General features: G+C 48.1%; 13 protein-coding genes and 1 rRNA gene. 8 read left to right on the plus strand and 6 right to left on the minus strand.

Annotated elements, in window-relative coordinates:
• Positions 1–374: 374 nt before the first annotated feature.
• The 4 genes from mioC to ravA all read right to left on the minus strand — a co-directional run bounded on the left by mioC (position 375) and on the right by ravA (position 4409).
• Positions 375–824, minus strand: a complete 450-nt coding sequence (gene mioC / locus DT73_RS19990) for an FMN-binding protein MioC (RefSeq protein WP_036114030.1) — start codon at positions 822–824, stop codon at positions 375–377.
• Between the two features lie 90 nt (positions 825–914).
• A complete protein-coding gene (asnC, locus tag DT73_RS19995) occupies positions 915–1373 on the minus strand; it encodes a transcriptional regulator AsnC (RefSeq protein ID WP_036114033.1) in 459 nt (152 codons plus the stop codon).
• An 85-nt stretch (positions 1374–1458) separates the two neighbouring features.
• Entirely contained in the window at positions 1459–2916 is a 1458-nt protein-coding gene (gene viaA / locus DT73_RS20000) for an ATPase RavA stimulator ViaA (RefSeq protein WP_036114035.1), read from the minus strand.
• Positions 2910–4409, minus strand: a complete 1500-nt coding sequence (ravA, locus tag DT73_RS20005; RefSeq protein WP_036114038.1) for an ATPase RavA — start codon at positions 4407–4409, stop codon at positions 2910–2912. Before ravA ends, viaA begins: the two co-directional genes overlap by 7 nt.
• 391 nt (positions 4410–4800) lie before the next feature.
• Between ravA and kup the strand changes: the two genes are divergently transcribed.
• From kup to rbsR, 7 genes are all read left to right on the plus strand, one after another.
• Positions 4801–6672: a low affinity potassium transporter Kup gene (kup, locus tag DT73_RS20010; protein ID WP_036114041.1), complete on the plus strand. Its 1872-nt coding sequence runs from the start codon at positions 4801–4803 to the stop codon at positions 6670–6672.
• A gap of 194 nt (positions 6673–6866) precedes the next feature.
• Positions 6867–7286, plus strand: coding sequence for a D-ribose pyranase (rbsD, locus tag DT73_RS20015; RefSeq protein WP_036114043.1), 420 nt, complete (start codon positions 6867–6869; stop codon positions 7284–7286).
• 8 nt (positions 7287–7294) lie between these two features.
• On the plus strand, positions 7295–8791 hold the full coding sequence (rbsA, locus tag DT73_RS20020) for a ribose ABC transporter ATP-binding protein RbsA (RefSeq protein WP_036114046.1): 1497 nt from the start codon (positions 7295–7297) through the stop codon (positions 8789–8791).
• A 12-nt stretch (positions 8792–8803) separates the two neighbouring features.
• Positions 8804–9769, plus strand: a complete 966-nt coding sequence (gene rbsC / locus DT73_RS20025) for a ribose ABC transporter permease (protein ID WP_036114049.1) — start codon at positions 8804–8806, stop codon at positions 9767–9769.
• 26 nt (positions 9770–9795) lie between these two features.
• Positions 9796–10683: a ribose ABC transporter substrate-binding protein RbsB gene (gene rbsB, locus DT73_RS20030; protein ID WP_036114052.1), complete on the plus strand. Its 888-nt coding sequence runs from the start codon at positions 9796–9798 to the stop codon at positions 10681–10683.
• A gap of 67 nt (positions 10684–10750) precedes the next feature.
• On the plus strand, positions 10751–11680 hold the full coding sequence (gene rbsK, locus DT73_RS20035) for a ribokinase (RefSeq protein ID WP_036114055.1): 930 nt from the start codon (positions 10751–10753) through the stop codon (positions 11678–11680).
• Between the two features lie 14 nt (positions 11681–11694).
• Complete coding sequence (rbsR, locus tag DT73_RS20040) at positions 11695–12678, plus strand: ribose operon transcriptional repressor RbsR (RefSeq protein ID WP_036114059.1); 984 nt, start codon at positions 11695–11697, stop codon at positions 12676–12678.
• Here the strand turns inward: rbsR and mdtD are convergent.
• Both mdtD and DT73_RS20050 read right to left on the minus strand, forming a co-directional pair.
• Positions 12675–14069, minus strand: coding sequence for a multidrug transporter subunit MdtD (gene mdtD / locus DT73_RS20045; protein WP_036114061.1), 1395 nt, complete (start codon positions 14067–14069; stop codon positions 12675–12677). The two genes, rbsR and mdtD, sit on opposite strands and share 4 nt — an antisense overlap.
• Before the next feature lie 30 nt (positions 14070–14099).
• Entirely contained in the window at positions 14100–14789 is a 690-nt protein-coding gene (locus DT73_RS20050; protein ID WP_036114065.1) for a FadR/GntR family transcriptional regulator, read from the minus strand.
• 463 nt (positions 14790–15252) lie between these two features.
• Here DT73_RS20050 and DT73_RS20055 point away from each other — a divergent pair.
• Positions 15253–15320 (plus strand): 16S ribosomal RNA (locus DT73_RS20055); the annotation flags it as partial.

The following is a 15320-nucleotide window of genomic DNA, read 5'->3' on the forward strand; positions in this document are numbered from 1 at the left end:
TTACTAAGCCTCGCTGTTGCGAATTTGCGAAAGAGGATTTATTGCCCCGGGCCGGGGATTCTACTCAACTTTAGTCGATTGAGAAAGCACCAGGATCGAAGGTATTAAAAAGAAGATCTTTATATAGAGATCTGTTTTATTATGATCTCTTATTATGATCGCATCATGCTGTGGATAAGTGATTTTTCACCTTTCAATACAGGTGATTAGGCCAGATCATTTGCTGTGAATGATCGGTGATCCCATACCGTATAAGCTGGGATCAGTTTAGCGACTTACTCACACCCCAAAAAACGCATGATCGTTGTACATTGGATAACTACTGGTTGATCCAAGCTTTTGCGCAGAGTTATCCACAACCAACTGCGCGATCTTTACACTCTTGGGAGTAAATTTTTCCAGGAAAGCAGCCATTCTTCTGCCGGATCTTCCGGAATTTCATGATCAAGAATGTTTATTTTTAGTGGTTCGCCAAGAGTACGGGCACCACAAGCCTGTAACAGGCTGCTTAGTTTGTCTATTGCTTCGCAGAATGTGTCGTACTCACGGCTGCCAATACCTATTGCACCGAATTGTATGCCGCTTAAATCAGGCTTACCTGCTTCAATGGCATCAAATAGAGGCTGAAGGTTATCGGGCAGATCACCTGCTCCATGAGTTGATGTTACGACCAGCCAGTAACCAGATTGATTGAGTGCTTCCAGTTCCGGACCATGAAGTGTCTGAGTGGTAAACCCGTCTGCATCCAGCAATGAAGCCAGATGTTCTGCGACATATTCAGCACTTCCCAGCGTACTGCCTGTTATCAACGTTATTTCTGCCATGGTTCCTGCCTTCAACAAACCGTGGCGTATTGTACGCTGTGAATCGCATGGGATCTACCTGTGGATAATATGGGTATTTGTTTGTATGAATTAGGGAGTGATCGTCCGCATGATGGGATTCTGTAAGGAGATCAGCGTTTCCGTAGACTGTATCTCATCAATGGTCTGAATTTTGTTGATAAGTACTTGCTGTAGTGCATCAATAGATTTGCACATCACTTTAATGAAGATACTGTAATGCCCTGTGGTGTAATAGGCTTCTGTCACCTCTTCAAGGCTTTCCAGCCTGGCCAGCGCGGAAGGGTAATCTTTGGCGCTCTTTAAAATAATGCCAATAAAGCAGCACACGTCGTAACCCAGCTGTTTTGGGCTGATATCAACCCGGGTTCCGGTGATGATCCCTGCTTGCTTCATTTTTTCAACCCGTACATGAATGGTCCCTGCGCTTACGCCAAATTGTTTGGCCAGCTCGGCATAAGCCGTACGGGCGTTAGCCATTAAGGCCTTGAGGATGTCGCGATCCAGATTATCGAGAGAGTAATTTTCCATGAGCAATTCCAGCCGGGATAAGCTTTATTGATGTTAGCTACAGGCATAATAAAGAAAGTGAGGGCGTTCGGGTATGCCTGTGCTATCAGAAATGGCGTTTGAACTGGCGGGCCAGACGAGTGCCAGGGCCGGTATCAAACCGCCAGATATGGTCAAAAATACGCATGATGCCGGGTTTACCATGAGGTGACATTGCGACGGCATGGAAACGGTGGTGGTGCTGGTTTTGCAACAGTCTGACTTTGTTTATCACTTCTTCCGGCAGGCGCTGAGCAATAAAATCCGAGATGATCACTGCATCGGCATCAGCCCAGTGCGCCGTTTGCATATGTTTCACTACTTCTTCAAAGCACCCGGCAAGATCAGTACCTCCACGGAACCGCTGGCTGAGAAAACGTATTGCCTGCTGCAGGCCATCTTCTGCGGTGAGTTCATAACTGACAATTTCACTGGAAAATAGCATGATGTAGCATCGGCGGTCTTCTCTTAGCGCAATGCGCATCAACGCAAGGCAGAATGCTTTCGCGCATTGCTCATTAAACCCGCCCATAGAGCCTGAGGTATCGACACAGGCAATAAATGGCCCTTTGGGTTGCTCATCCATTTCTTGTTGGTGTGAAGGGCGCTGGACGATTTTTTCCCGCCATGCATCGCCCTGAAGGCGGTAGGTCATCAATTGCTTTTCAAGCAACCTGCGGTAAAACTCATATTCCAGTTCGGTTATCCCCAGTGCTGCCAGTTCCGGCGGCAGTAACCGCAGAATATCATCGCTCTGATGAAGTCCTTCTATTTGTTCTGGTACGGTGGCCGGTTCACGTACCATAACCCGGGTCATCTCTGGTGGTGCATTTTCTTTAGGGACACTTTTTGCGGCGTTTGCCCGGCCAAGCTGTTCCGCCAGGCGCATTAATTCAGGCTGGGTATTTAAGAACTCACTGTACTGAATCAGCTGGTTGATATTCTCTGTGGCAAGATTACTGGTGCTCATATCCCATAAACGGCCTGATGTACGGTCATTATCGCTGAGTAGAGGGTCCAGTTGCCGGGTGAGTTGCAGGCGTTTAAGCAACTCTGCCATCAGGCGTTCCTGCTCTTCCGCCAGTAATTGGTGGTTAAGTGTTGTTGCCTGCATGATCAGGCTGACACGCCAGCGTTGTAAAAAGAGGGTATGCAATGCTGGTGTTACAGGCGGAGCTTCTGCCAGAAGACTCAGACCCTGAGCGGAAAATGATGAATCCAGTTCTGTAAGTTGCCGGGCGATGTCGTGGCATTGTTGGCTGAATTGCGCCGTGGAGAGTGGCTGAACTGCCCTGAATAGCATCACTTCTTGTTCGAGTTGCTTTGGCAATAATGTACTGTTTAACCTTGACTTAAGTTCATCCTGCCAGCGGGGAAGATCGTTTTTTACCGCTTTTTTTAAGCGCGGGTATTTTTCAAAAAACGCAAGTAACTGTGGTGCCGCAAGAAGCGTCACAATCAGTTCTTCCACCAGCCCGGTTTCACTAATGGCCAGCATGGTATCCAGTGCGGAAAGCGTCAGCATTGGCGAGCCTGTTTTATTTGCGCGCCTACATCCTGCAGGCTGGCCTCGATTTGCCCCAACCAGTCACTTTCAATGAACAGGCATTTTTGTTGCTCATTAAACAGCGCATGCTGCTTACGCCAACGGGTTTCGAGGTCATCCAGTTGTTGCCTGATATCGTCGGGAAGACCTTGTTGTGGTTTCCCGGGGAGAGCCAACGTGGTGCCCTGCATGCTGACATCACGAATAACCAGGTGTTGTTTATTATCGACCTCAAGCTGCAAAGGTTGAGCAAAACCTATTCCATTCAGCTTGCCACGAATTTCACCGCCTTTCTGCAGCCACTGATCCATTGCCATACGGTCCAGTGTGATATGAATGACGTTCATATCATGCAGCCTGAGTGATTTTTGGAGCACCAGTGTCAGCGTTGTTGCTTCCAGCCCGTCTGGAAGTGAGTAACTTTGGCGCCGTCCAAAAAAGGTGTTTTGTTGTTTTATCAGGGTCAGCGCATTGTATTCACTTTGTTTTTGTTGCTGTGCCAGCCGCTGTTGCTGGATAGCACTGAGTTCGTTCAACAATGCATTCTGTTGCCAGGCTGAACCGGTCATCAAAAGTGTAATTTGCTGTTGGACCATTTTGAGACTGTCCATATCGTGCCACAGGCAATCTTTAAGCAGGATAAGGTCGATAGGGGCCAACTGTTCCCGCCCACTAAAGAAGGCACAGGCTTGCAATAAACGTAAGGCTTTTTTCCAGCGACGGTCTGAAATATAGGGGGACTCAGGCTGTTGTTCGAGCTGCTGGCGAAGCTGAAACAGCAACTCGAAAACGTTGTCCGGCAGGGTGACTTTGGTAATCGCTTTTTGCCATTCGGCAAACTCTTCGTCTGAGACTTGCAGGCCTTCTGCTACCGGGTTTTCATGCTCATCCTGATGGCTTATCAGCATGGAACGGAAGTTGTTTTTTTCCTGTACCTTATCCAGCCACAGGCGAATAAGCATACGGTCGTACAGTGCTTCCAGGCTGTTGTCCGCTTCAGGGAGTTCGTTAGAGGCAGTAACCAGAAGACGCATAGGTATGGCGGCTTCACTGGCACCATTACGAAACCGCCGTTCGTTTATTGCTGTGAGTAATGTATTCAGTATCGCCGGCCCTGCTTTCCAAATTTCATCCAGAAAAACAATCTCTGCATCGGGCAGATACCCTTGAGTAAGACGTTCATAGCGCCCTTCATCTTTCAATGCCTGGATTGATAAAGGGCCAAAAACTTCTTCCGGGGTAGAAAAACGGGTCATCAGGTATTCAAAAGCGCGGGCATGGCGGAATGCGAACTTCAGGCGGCGTGCTATCAGGCTTTTGGCAATACCCGGTGGGCCTAACAGAAAAACACTTTCACCACTGAGTGCTGCGAGCAGGCACAACCTGATGGCATGCTGACGTTCATATAAGCCTTTTTCCAGTGCCTGGCTTAGGCGCGAAATTCTTTCTGCCAGTAAATGTGCTTGAGCCATAATTTATCTGTTTCTCACCCGATTAATGCGATGTATCGGAAGTATATACGCTTCGCTCTGTATGCTGCAGTATTGCCAGGTCTTCGTTGTGTTATTCGTGATAAACGTTTTTTCACTAAGACAAGGCAGAGACTGCGTGGTTTTTCATCATGGTTGTTACGTCCGGCCCGGGTTATTCACTACATCATTCAGACCTTACTGAGATGATGTGGCCTATAGCTGTTTCTTATAGATACTAAAATAAGCCTGGAATCAGTGTATAAGTTATTTGCGCTAAATTAACTGGATACGATTTAGGGGTACGATTTTTTTCACAATCGTGCATACTGAGCGCTTTTTGTGGGCCAAGGGACTAAGCGCACGAGTTAAATCTAAACGAAAAGATTAGTCTATGAGCACTGAAAATAAGCAGGCTTTGCCAGCGGTCACACTGGCGGCTATCGGGGTGGTTTACGGCGATATAGGTACCAGTCCGCTTTATACGCTGCGTGAATGTCTCTCCGGTCAGTTCGGTTTTGGCGTTGAATATGGCGCGGTATTGGGTTTTTTATCACTGATTTTTTGGTTACTGGTTTTTGTTGTTTCCATTAAGTATCTGACTTTTGTTATGCGTGCCGATAACGCAGGCGAAGGGGGGATACTGACATTAATGTCGCTTGCCGGGCGCAATACTACGGCTAAAATGACGTCAGTTCTGGTTATTATGGGGCTGATTGGCGGCAGTTTTTTCTATGGGGAAGTCGTTATCACCCCGGCAATTTCGGTTATGTCCGCCATTGAAGGTCTGGAAATTGCGGCTCCGTCACTGGATGCCTATATCGTTCCACTTTCTATTATTGTCCTGACACTGCTGTTCATGATTCAAAAGCATGGGACAGGAATGGTTGGCAAACTTTTTGCGCCAATTATGCTGGCCTGGTTTGCCGTACTTGCCGTGTTAGGTGCCAGAAGTATTATGGCTAATCCGGAAGTTCTTAATGCAATTAATCCCATTTGGGCTGTGCGTTTCTTTATTGAGCATAAAGAAGTGTCGTTCCTGGCGTTGGGTGCGGTTGTGCTTTCTATTACCGGTGTTGAAGCGTTGTATGCCGACATGGGGCATTTTGGCAAACTGCCGATTCGTATAGCCTGGTTTGCGGTGGTGCTACCGTCTTTGATATTGAACTACTTTGGTCAGGGGGCTTTATTACTGAAAAACCCTGAAACCATCAAGAACCCCTTCTTCTTGTTAGCGCCTGACTGGGCACTGATTCCGTTGTTAATTCTGGCAACGCTGGCAACAGTTATCGCCTCCCAGGCTGTTATTTCCGGGGTCTTTTCATTAACCCGGCAGGCTGTGCGCCTGGGTTACCTGTCGCCCATGAAGATTATTCATACCTCAGAGCGAGAGTCCGGGCAGATTTATATCCCGGTTATTAACTGGATGCTCTATTTCGCAGTTGTGCTGGTGATTATTGGGTTTGAACACTCCAGTAACCTGGCGGCTGCTTATGGGATAGCTGTTACCGGGACAATGGTGCTGACTTCCATACTTGCCTGTACCGTGGCGCGCAAAAACTGGCACTGGAACAAAGTTGTGGTGGGTATCATTTTGGTGACACTACTGTGTATCGACATTCCTTTATTCTCCGCTAACTTGCAGAAGGTGTTGTCTGGTGGTTGGTTGCCGCTAACCCTTGGCTTGCTGATGTTTATTGTTATGACAACCTGGAAAAGCGAGCGTTTTCGCCTGCTGCGCCGGATGCATGAACATGGCAACTCTCTGGAAGCTATGATTGCCTCCCTGGAGAAATCGCCGCCGGTGCGAGTTCCGGGTACTGCGGTATATATGTCTCGGGCACTTAATGTGATTCCATTCGCTCTGCTGCATAACCTTAAACACAATAAGGTACTGCATGAACGCGTGATTTTACTTACCCTGCGTACTGAAGATGCACCCTATGTTCACAATGTGCGGCGTGTCTCCATTGAACAGCTTTCCCCCACGTTTTGGCGGGTGGTTGCCAGTTATGGGTGGCGTGAAACGCCAAATGTTGAAGAAGTATTCCACCGTTGCGGCCTGGAAGGATTAACCTGCCGAATGATGGAAACCTCTTTCTTTATGTCGCATGAGTCTTTGATTATTGGCGGAAAAAGGCCGTGGTATCTGCGGTTGCGTGGCAAGTTGTTTATTTTGTTGCAGCGTAATGCATTGCGGGCACCAGACCAATTTGAAATTCCTCCTAACCGAGTTATCGAACTGGGTACTCAGGTCGAAATCTAACGCGCCTATTCTGATGCTGGCAAGGACGCCAGTGTTTGCCTTCCTTTCCCTGTTACTTGCTTCATTTTGCTCCGTAGTCAAAATCAGCGAAACGTTTCGATAGCGATCACATTTCTTTAACTCATCTGTTGTTGAACCCACTTTCAGGACGCTAAACTCTTTTCAGCGAAACGTTTCGCTGATGGAGTGTAAAGATGAAAAAAGGCACTGTACTGAACGCTGACATTTCTTCTGTTATTTCCCGTCTGGGGCATACAGATACTATCGCCATTGGTGATGCCGGGCTTCCAGTTCCAGCATCAATCCAACGTATTGATCTGGCATTGACTCATGGTGTGCCTGGCTTTTTGCAAGTTTTTGGCGTGGTAATACAAGAAATGCAGGTTGAGGCGGTGACTCTGGCTGAAGAAATTAAGCAGCACAATCCCACTCTTCATGAAACGTTGCTTGAGCAAATCAGGCAGCTGCAGCAACACCAGGGGAATCAAATAGAAGTGACCTATGTCCTTCATGAAAAATTTAAAAAACAAACCGCAGATTGTAAGGCGGTCATTCGCAGCGGGGAGTGTTCCCCGTATGCGAATATTATTCTTCACGCAGGCGTGACCTTTTAGGGGTTTCTATGGACGCGTTACTGCAACTCAAAGGGATCGATAAAGCGTTCCCGGGCGTAAAAGCCTTATCAGGTGCTTCATTAAATGTCTGGCCGGGCCGGGTTATGGCGCTGGTGGGCGAAAATGGTGCGGGTAAATCCACCATGATGAAAGTGCTTACAGGTATCTATTCCCGTGATGCCGGAGAACTTCTTTGGCTGGGAAAAGAGACAACATTCAGCGGGCCTAAAGCTTCCCAGGAAGCGGGTATTGGCATTATTCACCAGGAACTTAACCTTATCCCGCAACTGACTGTAGCTGAGAATATTTTTCTTGGCCGCGAGTTTGTTAACCGGGTTGGGCGTATTGACTGGAAACGTATGTATCGCGAAGCCGATGCACTGCTTAAGCACCTGAATTTACGTTTTACCAGTGACTACCTGGTGGGTGACTTATCTATCGGCGACCAGCAAATGGTTGAAATCGCCAAGGTGCTGAGTTTTGAATCCCGCGTCATCATTATGGATGAACCAACGGATGCCCTGACTGATACCGAAACTGAGTCGTTGTTCCATGTCATTCGTGAGCTGAAAGCTCAGGGGCGTGGCATTGTTTATATTTCGCATCGTATGAAAGAGATCTTTGAAATTTGCGACGATGTGACCGTGTTTCGTGACGGGCAATTTATTGCCGAACGTGAAGTCAGCTCGCTTACAGAAGACAGCCTGATAGAAATGATGGTTGGTCGTAAACTCGAAGAGCAGTATCCGCATATTGATAACCTGCCTGGCGATATTCGCCTGAAAGTGGATAACCTGTGCGGGCCAGGTGTGCATGGCATTAGTTTTACGTTACGTAAAGGCGAAATCCTGGGCGTTTCAGGGCTGATGGGCGCTGGCCGAACCGAGCTTATGAAAGTGCTATATGGTGCGCTGCAGCGTACCAGTGGTTATGTCACGCTTGATGGGCATGAGGTTGTTACTCACTCTCCACAAGATGGCCTGGCGAACGGCATCGTTTATATCTCGGAAGACCGAAAAAAAGACGGCCTGGTGCTGGGGATGTCCGTTAAAGAGAATATGTCTTTGACTGCCCTGCGCTACTTCAGCCATGGTGGTGGCAGCCTGAAACATAAAGATGAACAACAGGCCGTCAGTGATTTTATCCGCCTGTTTAATATCAAAACCCCCTCTATGAACCAGGTTATTGGTTTCTTATCCGGGGGGAATCAGCAAAAAGTGGCGATAGCCCGCGGTCTGATGACCCGTCCTAAAGTCCTTATCCTTGATGAACCGACTCGTGGTGTGGATGTCGGGGCAAAAAAAGAGATCTATCAGCTTATTAACCAGTTTAAGGCAGAAGGGCTGAGCATCATTCTGGTCTCATCTGAAATGCCTGAAGTGCTTGGTATGAGTGATCGCATTATGGTGATGCATGAAGGGCATCATGGTGGTGAATTTACACGCGAGCAGGCCACTCAGGAAGTCCTGATGGCAGCCGCCGTTGGCAAGCTTACCCGTGTGTAACAGGAGCAAAAAATGAGTACCCAGTCTATTCCATCCCGTCGCTGGTTCAGTAAAGCCTGGCTGATGGAGCAAAAATCGTTGATTGCGCTCCTGGTGTTGATTGCCATTGTATCTACAATGAGCCCTAATTTTTTCACAGTAAACAACCTGTTTAATATTCTCCAGCAAACCTCCGTGAACGCCATTATGGCCGTCGGGATGACGCTGGTTATCCTCACTTCTGGCATTGATTTGTCCGTTGGTTCATTACTGGCGCTAACGGGCGCTGTGGCAGCATCCATTGTGGGGATTGAAGTCAATTCACTGGTTGCCATCGCTGCTGCTCTGGCACTGGGTGCGGCTATTGGTGGCGTTACCGGGGTGATTGTTGCGAAAGGGCGGGTGCAGGCGTTTATTGCCACACTGGTCATGATGCTGTTACTGCGCGGGGTGACCATGGTGTACACCAACGGTAGCCCGGTTAACACGGGGTTTTCCGATAACGCAGACTTGTTTGGCTGGTTTGGTATTGGTCGCCCACTGGGTATCCCAACACCAGTATGGATTATGGCAATCGTGTTCGCTGCTGCATGGTATATGTTGCACCATACGCGCCTGGGCCGTTACATCTATGCGCTGGGTGGTAATGAAGCCGCAACCCGTCTGTCCGGGATTAGTGTTGATAAAGTAAAGATTATTGTCTATTCCCTGTGTGGCCTGCTGGCTTCTCTGGCTGGCATTATTGAAGTCGCGCGTCTTTCTTCTGCTCAACCTACTGCCGGGACGGGGTATGAATTAGATGCGATTGCCGCTGTGGTGCTCGGTGGGACCAGCCTTGCTGGCGGGAAAGGGCGCATTATGGGAACGCTTATCGGCGCGCTGATTTTGGGCTTCCTGAATAATGGTTTGAATTTATTAGGTGTTTCTTCCTATTACCAGATGATCGTCAAAGCGGTTGTAATTTTGTTGGCGGTGCTGGTGGACAACAAAAAGCAGTAATTCATTACTCTACAGGACATCTTGATATGAATATGAAAAAACTGGCAACCCTCGTTTCTGCTGTTGCTTTGAGCGCGACAGTGAGTGCAAATGCCATGGCAAAAGATACCATCGCACTGGTTATTTCTACTCTGAATAACCCCTTCTTTGTTTCCCTGAAAGACGGTGCTCAAAAAGAGGCGAATAAACTGGGTTATAACCTGGTGATTCTGGATTCTCAAAACAACCCGGCGAAAGAGTTGGCTAACGTACAGGATCTGACAGTACGTGGCACTAAACTGATGCTGATTAACCCAACTGATTCCGATGCTGTGGGCAACGCAGTTAAAATGGCTAATCAGGCTAAAATCCCGGTTATCACACTTGATCGTGTGGCAAACCAGGGCACTGTTGTCAGCCACATCGCTTCTGATAACGTTGCTGGTGGAAAAATGGCGGGTGACTTTATTGCGAAAAAACTTGGCGATAACGCCAAAGTTATTGAGTTACAGGGGATTGCCGGGACTTCTGCTGCGCGTGAACGCGGCGAAGGTTTTGCCCAGGCAGTTGCTGCCCATAAATTTAATGTTCTTGCCAGCCAGCCTGCAGACTTCGACCGGACAAAAGGCCTGAACGTTATGCAAAACCTGCTGACTGCGCATCCTGATGTGCAGGCCGTGTTTGCGCAGAATGATGAAATGGCATTGGGTGCGTTACGTGCTTTGCAAACCGCCGGGAAATCAGACGTATTAGTTGTTGGCTTTGATGGCACAGATGACGGTATCAAAGCGGTTGAAAGTGGAAAAATGGGTGCCACAGTTGCCCAGCAGCCTGAGCAAATTGGCGTTATCGGCGTTGAAACGGCAGATAAAGTGCTTAAAGGCGAAAAAGTTGAAGCAAAAATCCCGGTGGATTTGAAACTGGTTACCAAATAATTCGACATTAAGAAAAGCATGGCAGCGCCACCAGTTATGGTGGCGCACTAAAAAGGACATCCTGATAATGAAGACCACTGAGAAGCTTGTTGTTCTGGGGAGTATCAATGCGGACCATATTCTTAACCTTGCACAATTTCCGACTCCGGGGGAAACGGTAACAGGTCAGCATTATCAGGTTGCCTTTGGTGGCAAAGGTGCCAACCAGGCTGTTGCAGCCGGCCGTAGTGGCGCAAATATCTCTTTTATCGCTTGTGTTGGGAGCGATGATATTGGCCAGCAAGTACGTCGGCAGTTAGCCAGCGACAACATTGATGTCTCGCCTGTCGATTCTGTTGATGGGGAATCAACCGGGGTAGCGCTTATTTTCGTTAACCAGGAAGGCGAGAACGTTATTGGTATTCATGCGGGCGCCAATAGCGCACTGACGCCTGAGCGGGTAGAAAAGCACAGTACACTGATTGCCAGTGCATCAGCATTATTGATGCAACTGGAGTCCCCAGTGGAAAGCGTACTTGCTGCGGCCCGTATTGCTCATCAGAACGATACCACTGTTATTCTCAACCCAGCTCCAGCCTGCCCACTTTCCGATGAATTACTGGCTCTGGTCGATATCATTACCCCTAATGAAACGGAAGCAGAGAAATTAACCGGTATTCGCGTTGAAACAGAAGCTGATGCCGCCAAAGCCGCACAAAAATTACATGAGAAAGGTATTGGTATTGTCATGATAACCATGGGAAGCCGTGGTGTGTGGGTAAGTGACGGAAGTATTAATGAGCGTATTGCCGGGTTCAAAGTTAAAGCAGTGGATACGATTGCCGCTGGTGATACGTTTAATGGCGCGCTGGTTACTGCACTGATTGAAGGGAAACCGTTGCGGGACGCCATTCGTTTTGGCCATGCCGCTGCTGCCATTGCGGTAACCCGCAAAGGGGCTCAGCCATCTGTACCATGGCGTGAAGAGATTGACCGTTTTCTTTCTGAGCAAGGATAGTTTTTGTGGCGACAATGAAAGATGTGGCGCGGCTGGCGGGGGTTTCCACATCAACGGTTTCTCATGTCATCAATAATGACCGCTATGTCAGTGACCCGGTACGTGAAAAGGTCGAGTCGGCTGTTAAACAGCTTAACTACGCGCCTTCGGCACTAGCCAGAAGCCTGAAGTTGAACCAGACCCGTACTATTGGAATGCTGATTACCGCCAGTACCAACCCATTTTATTCGGAACTGGTTCGTGGTGTGGAACGGAGTTGTTTCGAACGGGGCTACAGCCTGGTGCTGTGTAATACCGAAGGTGATGAACAGCGTATGAACCGCAATCTGGAAACATTGCTGCAAAAGCGTGTTGATGGGCTGCTGTTATTGTGTACGGAGACTCATCAGCCTTCTCCCGCCATTATTGCGCGTTACCCGGCAATTCCTATTGTGATGATGGACTGGGAGCCATTTAGTGGCCCCAGTGATCTGATTCAGGATAACTCATTACTGGGAGGCGACATGGCCACTCAGTACCTTATTGACAAAGGCTACCAGCGTATCGCTTGTATTACAGGTCCATTAGATAAAACACCTTCCCGCCTCCGTCTTGACGGTTACCGTGCCGCCATGTCTCGTGCTGGGTTAACTATCCCTGAAGGGTATGAAATTACCGGTGATTTTGAGTTTTCGGGTGGGTACCAGGCCATGCAGTCATTACTTGCGTTACCTGAGCGGCCTGACGCTGTTTTTGCCGGTAATGATGCAATGGCTGTTGGCGCATATCAGGCTCTGTATCAGGCTGGAGTATCTGTGCCTCAGGATATGGCTGTTATTGGCTATGATGACATTGAACTGGCGCAGTATATGACACCGCCACTCACCACTATTCATCAACCAAAAGATGAATTGGGTGAGTTGGCAATTGATGTGCTTATTCATCGTATGGCTGAACCAGCACAGCAGCAGCAGCGTTTACAGCTTACGCCAGAACTCATCATCAGAGGTTCCGCCTAGTCATGCATTTTTCTGGCAATTAAATTTCTCCCGTCTTTCTTCTTCAACATTAAAAAGACGGCGCCAGACAGCATCGTGATTAATCCCATAGTAATAAACGTATGGTGGAATTGCGCAACAGTATCAAGATGCGGAAATCCGGCATAGAACCGTAAAATTACAGCACTTACTGCCACACCAAGGCTTATGGATAATTGTTGTGTAACGGCCAGAACACTGTTCCCGCTACTGGCATTTTCATCAGACAGGTCGGCAAGTGTAATGGTGTTCATGGATGTAAACTGTGTGGACATTGCCATGCCTAAAATGAACAGCGGTAAAATCAGTTCCCACAGTGGCATGCCGGGGGATTGCAGGGCGAACTGAGCAATCATCAGACCAATAAAAGCGGTAATTCCCACCAGTGTGGTGCGGTAGCCGAATTTCCTTAGCACTTGTGTCACTGTCGATTTTGCCAGAATCGACCCAACAGCTGTTGGTGCCATCATGCAACCTGCTATAAACGCCGGGAAACCAAAACCCACCTGAAGCATTAACGGCATCAGGAAAGGAATGCATCCTGTACCAAGGCGGGAGGCTATATTGCCTAAAATACCTACCGAGAATGTGCGTGTTCTGAATAGAGGCAAGGCAATCAGTGGAGCCGGATGGTTATGCGCATGAGCCACATACCCCAGCAGCAAGGCGATTCCTCCCAGCGTAATACTGCCAGCCAGCCAGGGCTCAACAATCTTTTCACCAAATAACTCAACACCACTGGAAATAAGAACCAGACTCAGGCCAAATAACAAAAATCCTGGTAGATCAAAATGCCTTGGGGGTGTCGTGAAATTGGGCATGTACTTTCTGGCATAAAGCAGCCCCATAATTCCTATCGGAATATTAATGAGAAATATCCAGTGCCAGCTCGCCCATGTAACAAGAACTCCTCCCAGTAAAGGCCCTAAAATCGGGCCCACCAGGCCGGGCATAGTGACAAAGTTTAAAACCGGAAGCAGTTCACTGCGTGGGTAAGCACGCAATAGTGCAAGCCTGGCCACGGGCATCATCATAGCCCCACCAACCCCTTGAATGACACGGAAGATGACCAGTTGGCCCAGAGACCCGGATAGCGCGCATGCCAGAGAGCCTAGTGTAAACAAGGTGACAGCAATCATGAAAACCCGGCGTGTACCGAATCTGTCTGCCAGCCACCCGCTAACAGGAATCAACATGGCGACAGTCAGCGTGTAACTGATAATCGCCGATTGCATTGCCAGGGGAGAACGATTCAGGCTGTGAGCAATAGCCGGAAGCGCTGTGTTTAAGATAGTTGCGTCAAGCGCCTGCATAAAGAAAGCCATCGCGGCTATCCATGGCAGGCCAGACATGCTTCGGGCTTTATGGAGCATACCAATCCTGTTTGTACGCCTGGTGTGTGGTTATTTATCTTCAGCCAGCAATGCCTGGCAGGCAATGAACGCCTGTTGGCTGTCGCCCTTTATGATTGCATCGACAATAGCCTGATGGCTGTCGAGCTTGATAACTTCATTGTGAGCAATAGAAGAAAAATAGTTGTAATAAACAGACCTGAACAGGTTCGCAAAAGAAGAAAGAAATGGATTTCCGCTCATGATGTAAATTTGTTCGTGGTAAGTAGTATCTATATCTACCCATATTTCGCGATCATATTTAGTTCGTAGTGCTTTCATATCTTCCATTGTTGATGCCAGGCGGGCTTTTTGCTCACCGGTACCATTACTTGCCGCCAGTGCACAGGCCTGGGGTTCAAGGCTATTACGCATTATCAGGAAGTAATTAACTATTTCACTGAAGTTATCCTGGGTCATCCACCAGGTGAGTAATTCTTTATCGAGGAAGTTCCAGTTGCTGCGGGGCATAACACGCGTACCAATACGTGGTCTGGGAAGCACCATCCCTTTTGCAGCCAGGGTTTTTACAGCTTCACGCACTGCCGTTCGGCTGACGCTGTACAGTTCACCTAACTCCATTTCGCCAGGTAAAATAGACCCTGACTCATACTCGCCAGTCAGTATTTTGCGGGCTAATTTCTCGGCCAGTACCCAGGAAAGGTTCTTTTGGGCCGCCAGTTGTTGTGCATTCAGTGACATGCGGGGTAATCCTCAGGCGTTTTGACTGCTTTAGTATGCCACTCGCGACTCTTTCATGGTGTTTAATTCAGCAAATAACAGCATATTTGCTGAATTTCCCATCGGTATGGTGAAAAAAAATGCGGTTAGTAAATTTTTTTAAATTTTTACTTGCCTGTCTGAGAAGAGTCCCTATAATGCGCCTCCACTGACACGGCACAACGGCAAACAAACCGGCCTGTCAGGCAAAGTTAAGTGAAAATAAATGCTTGACTCTGCAGCGGGAAAGCGTAATATACGCAGCCCGCGCCACCCGGAAATACGGTGGCAACGCTCTTTAACAATTTATCAGACAATCTGTGTGGGCACTCATAAGCACTGATATCTTAACGTCGAAAGACGCTAAAAATTATCAAGTCTTAAAGAGTGACTAACAGTTAATTCATTACGAATAAACAGTTTAATTCTTTGAGCATCAAACTTTAAATTGAAGAGTTTGATCATGGCTCAGATTGAACGCTGGCGGCAGGCCTAACACATGCAAGTCGAGCG

Source organism: Mangrovibacter sp. MFB070 (assembly GCF_000705335.1).
Taxonomy (GTDB): domain Bacteria; phylum Pseudomonadota; class Gammaproteobacteria; order Enterobacterales; family Enterobacteriaceae; genus Mangrovibacter; species Mangrovibacter plantisponsor.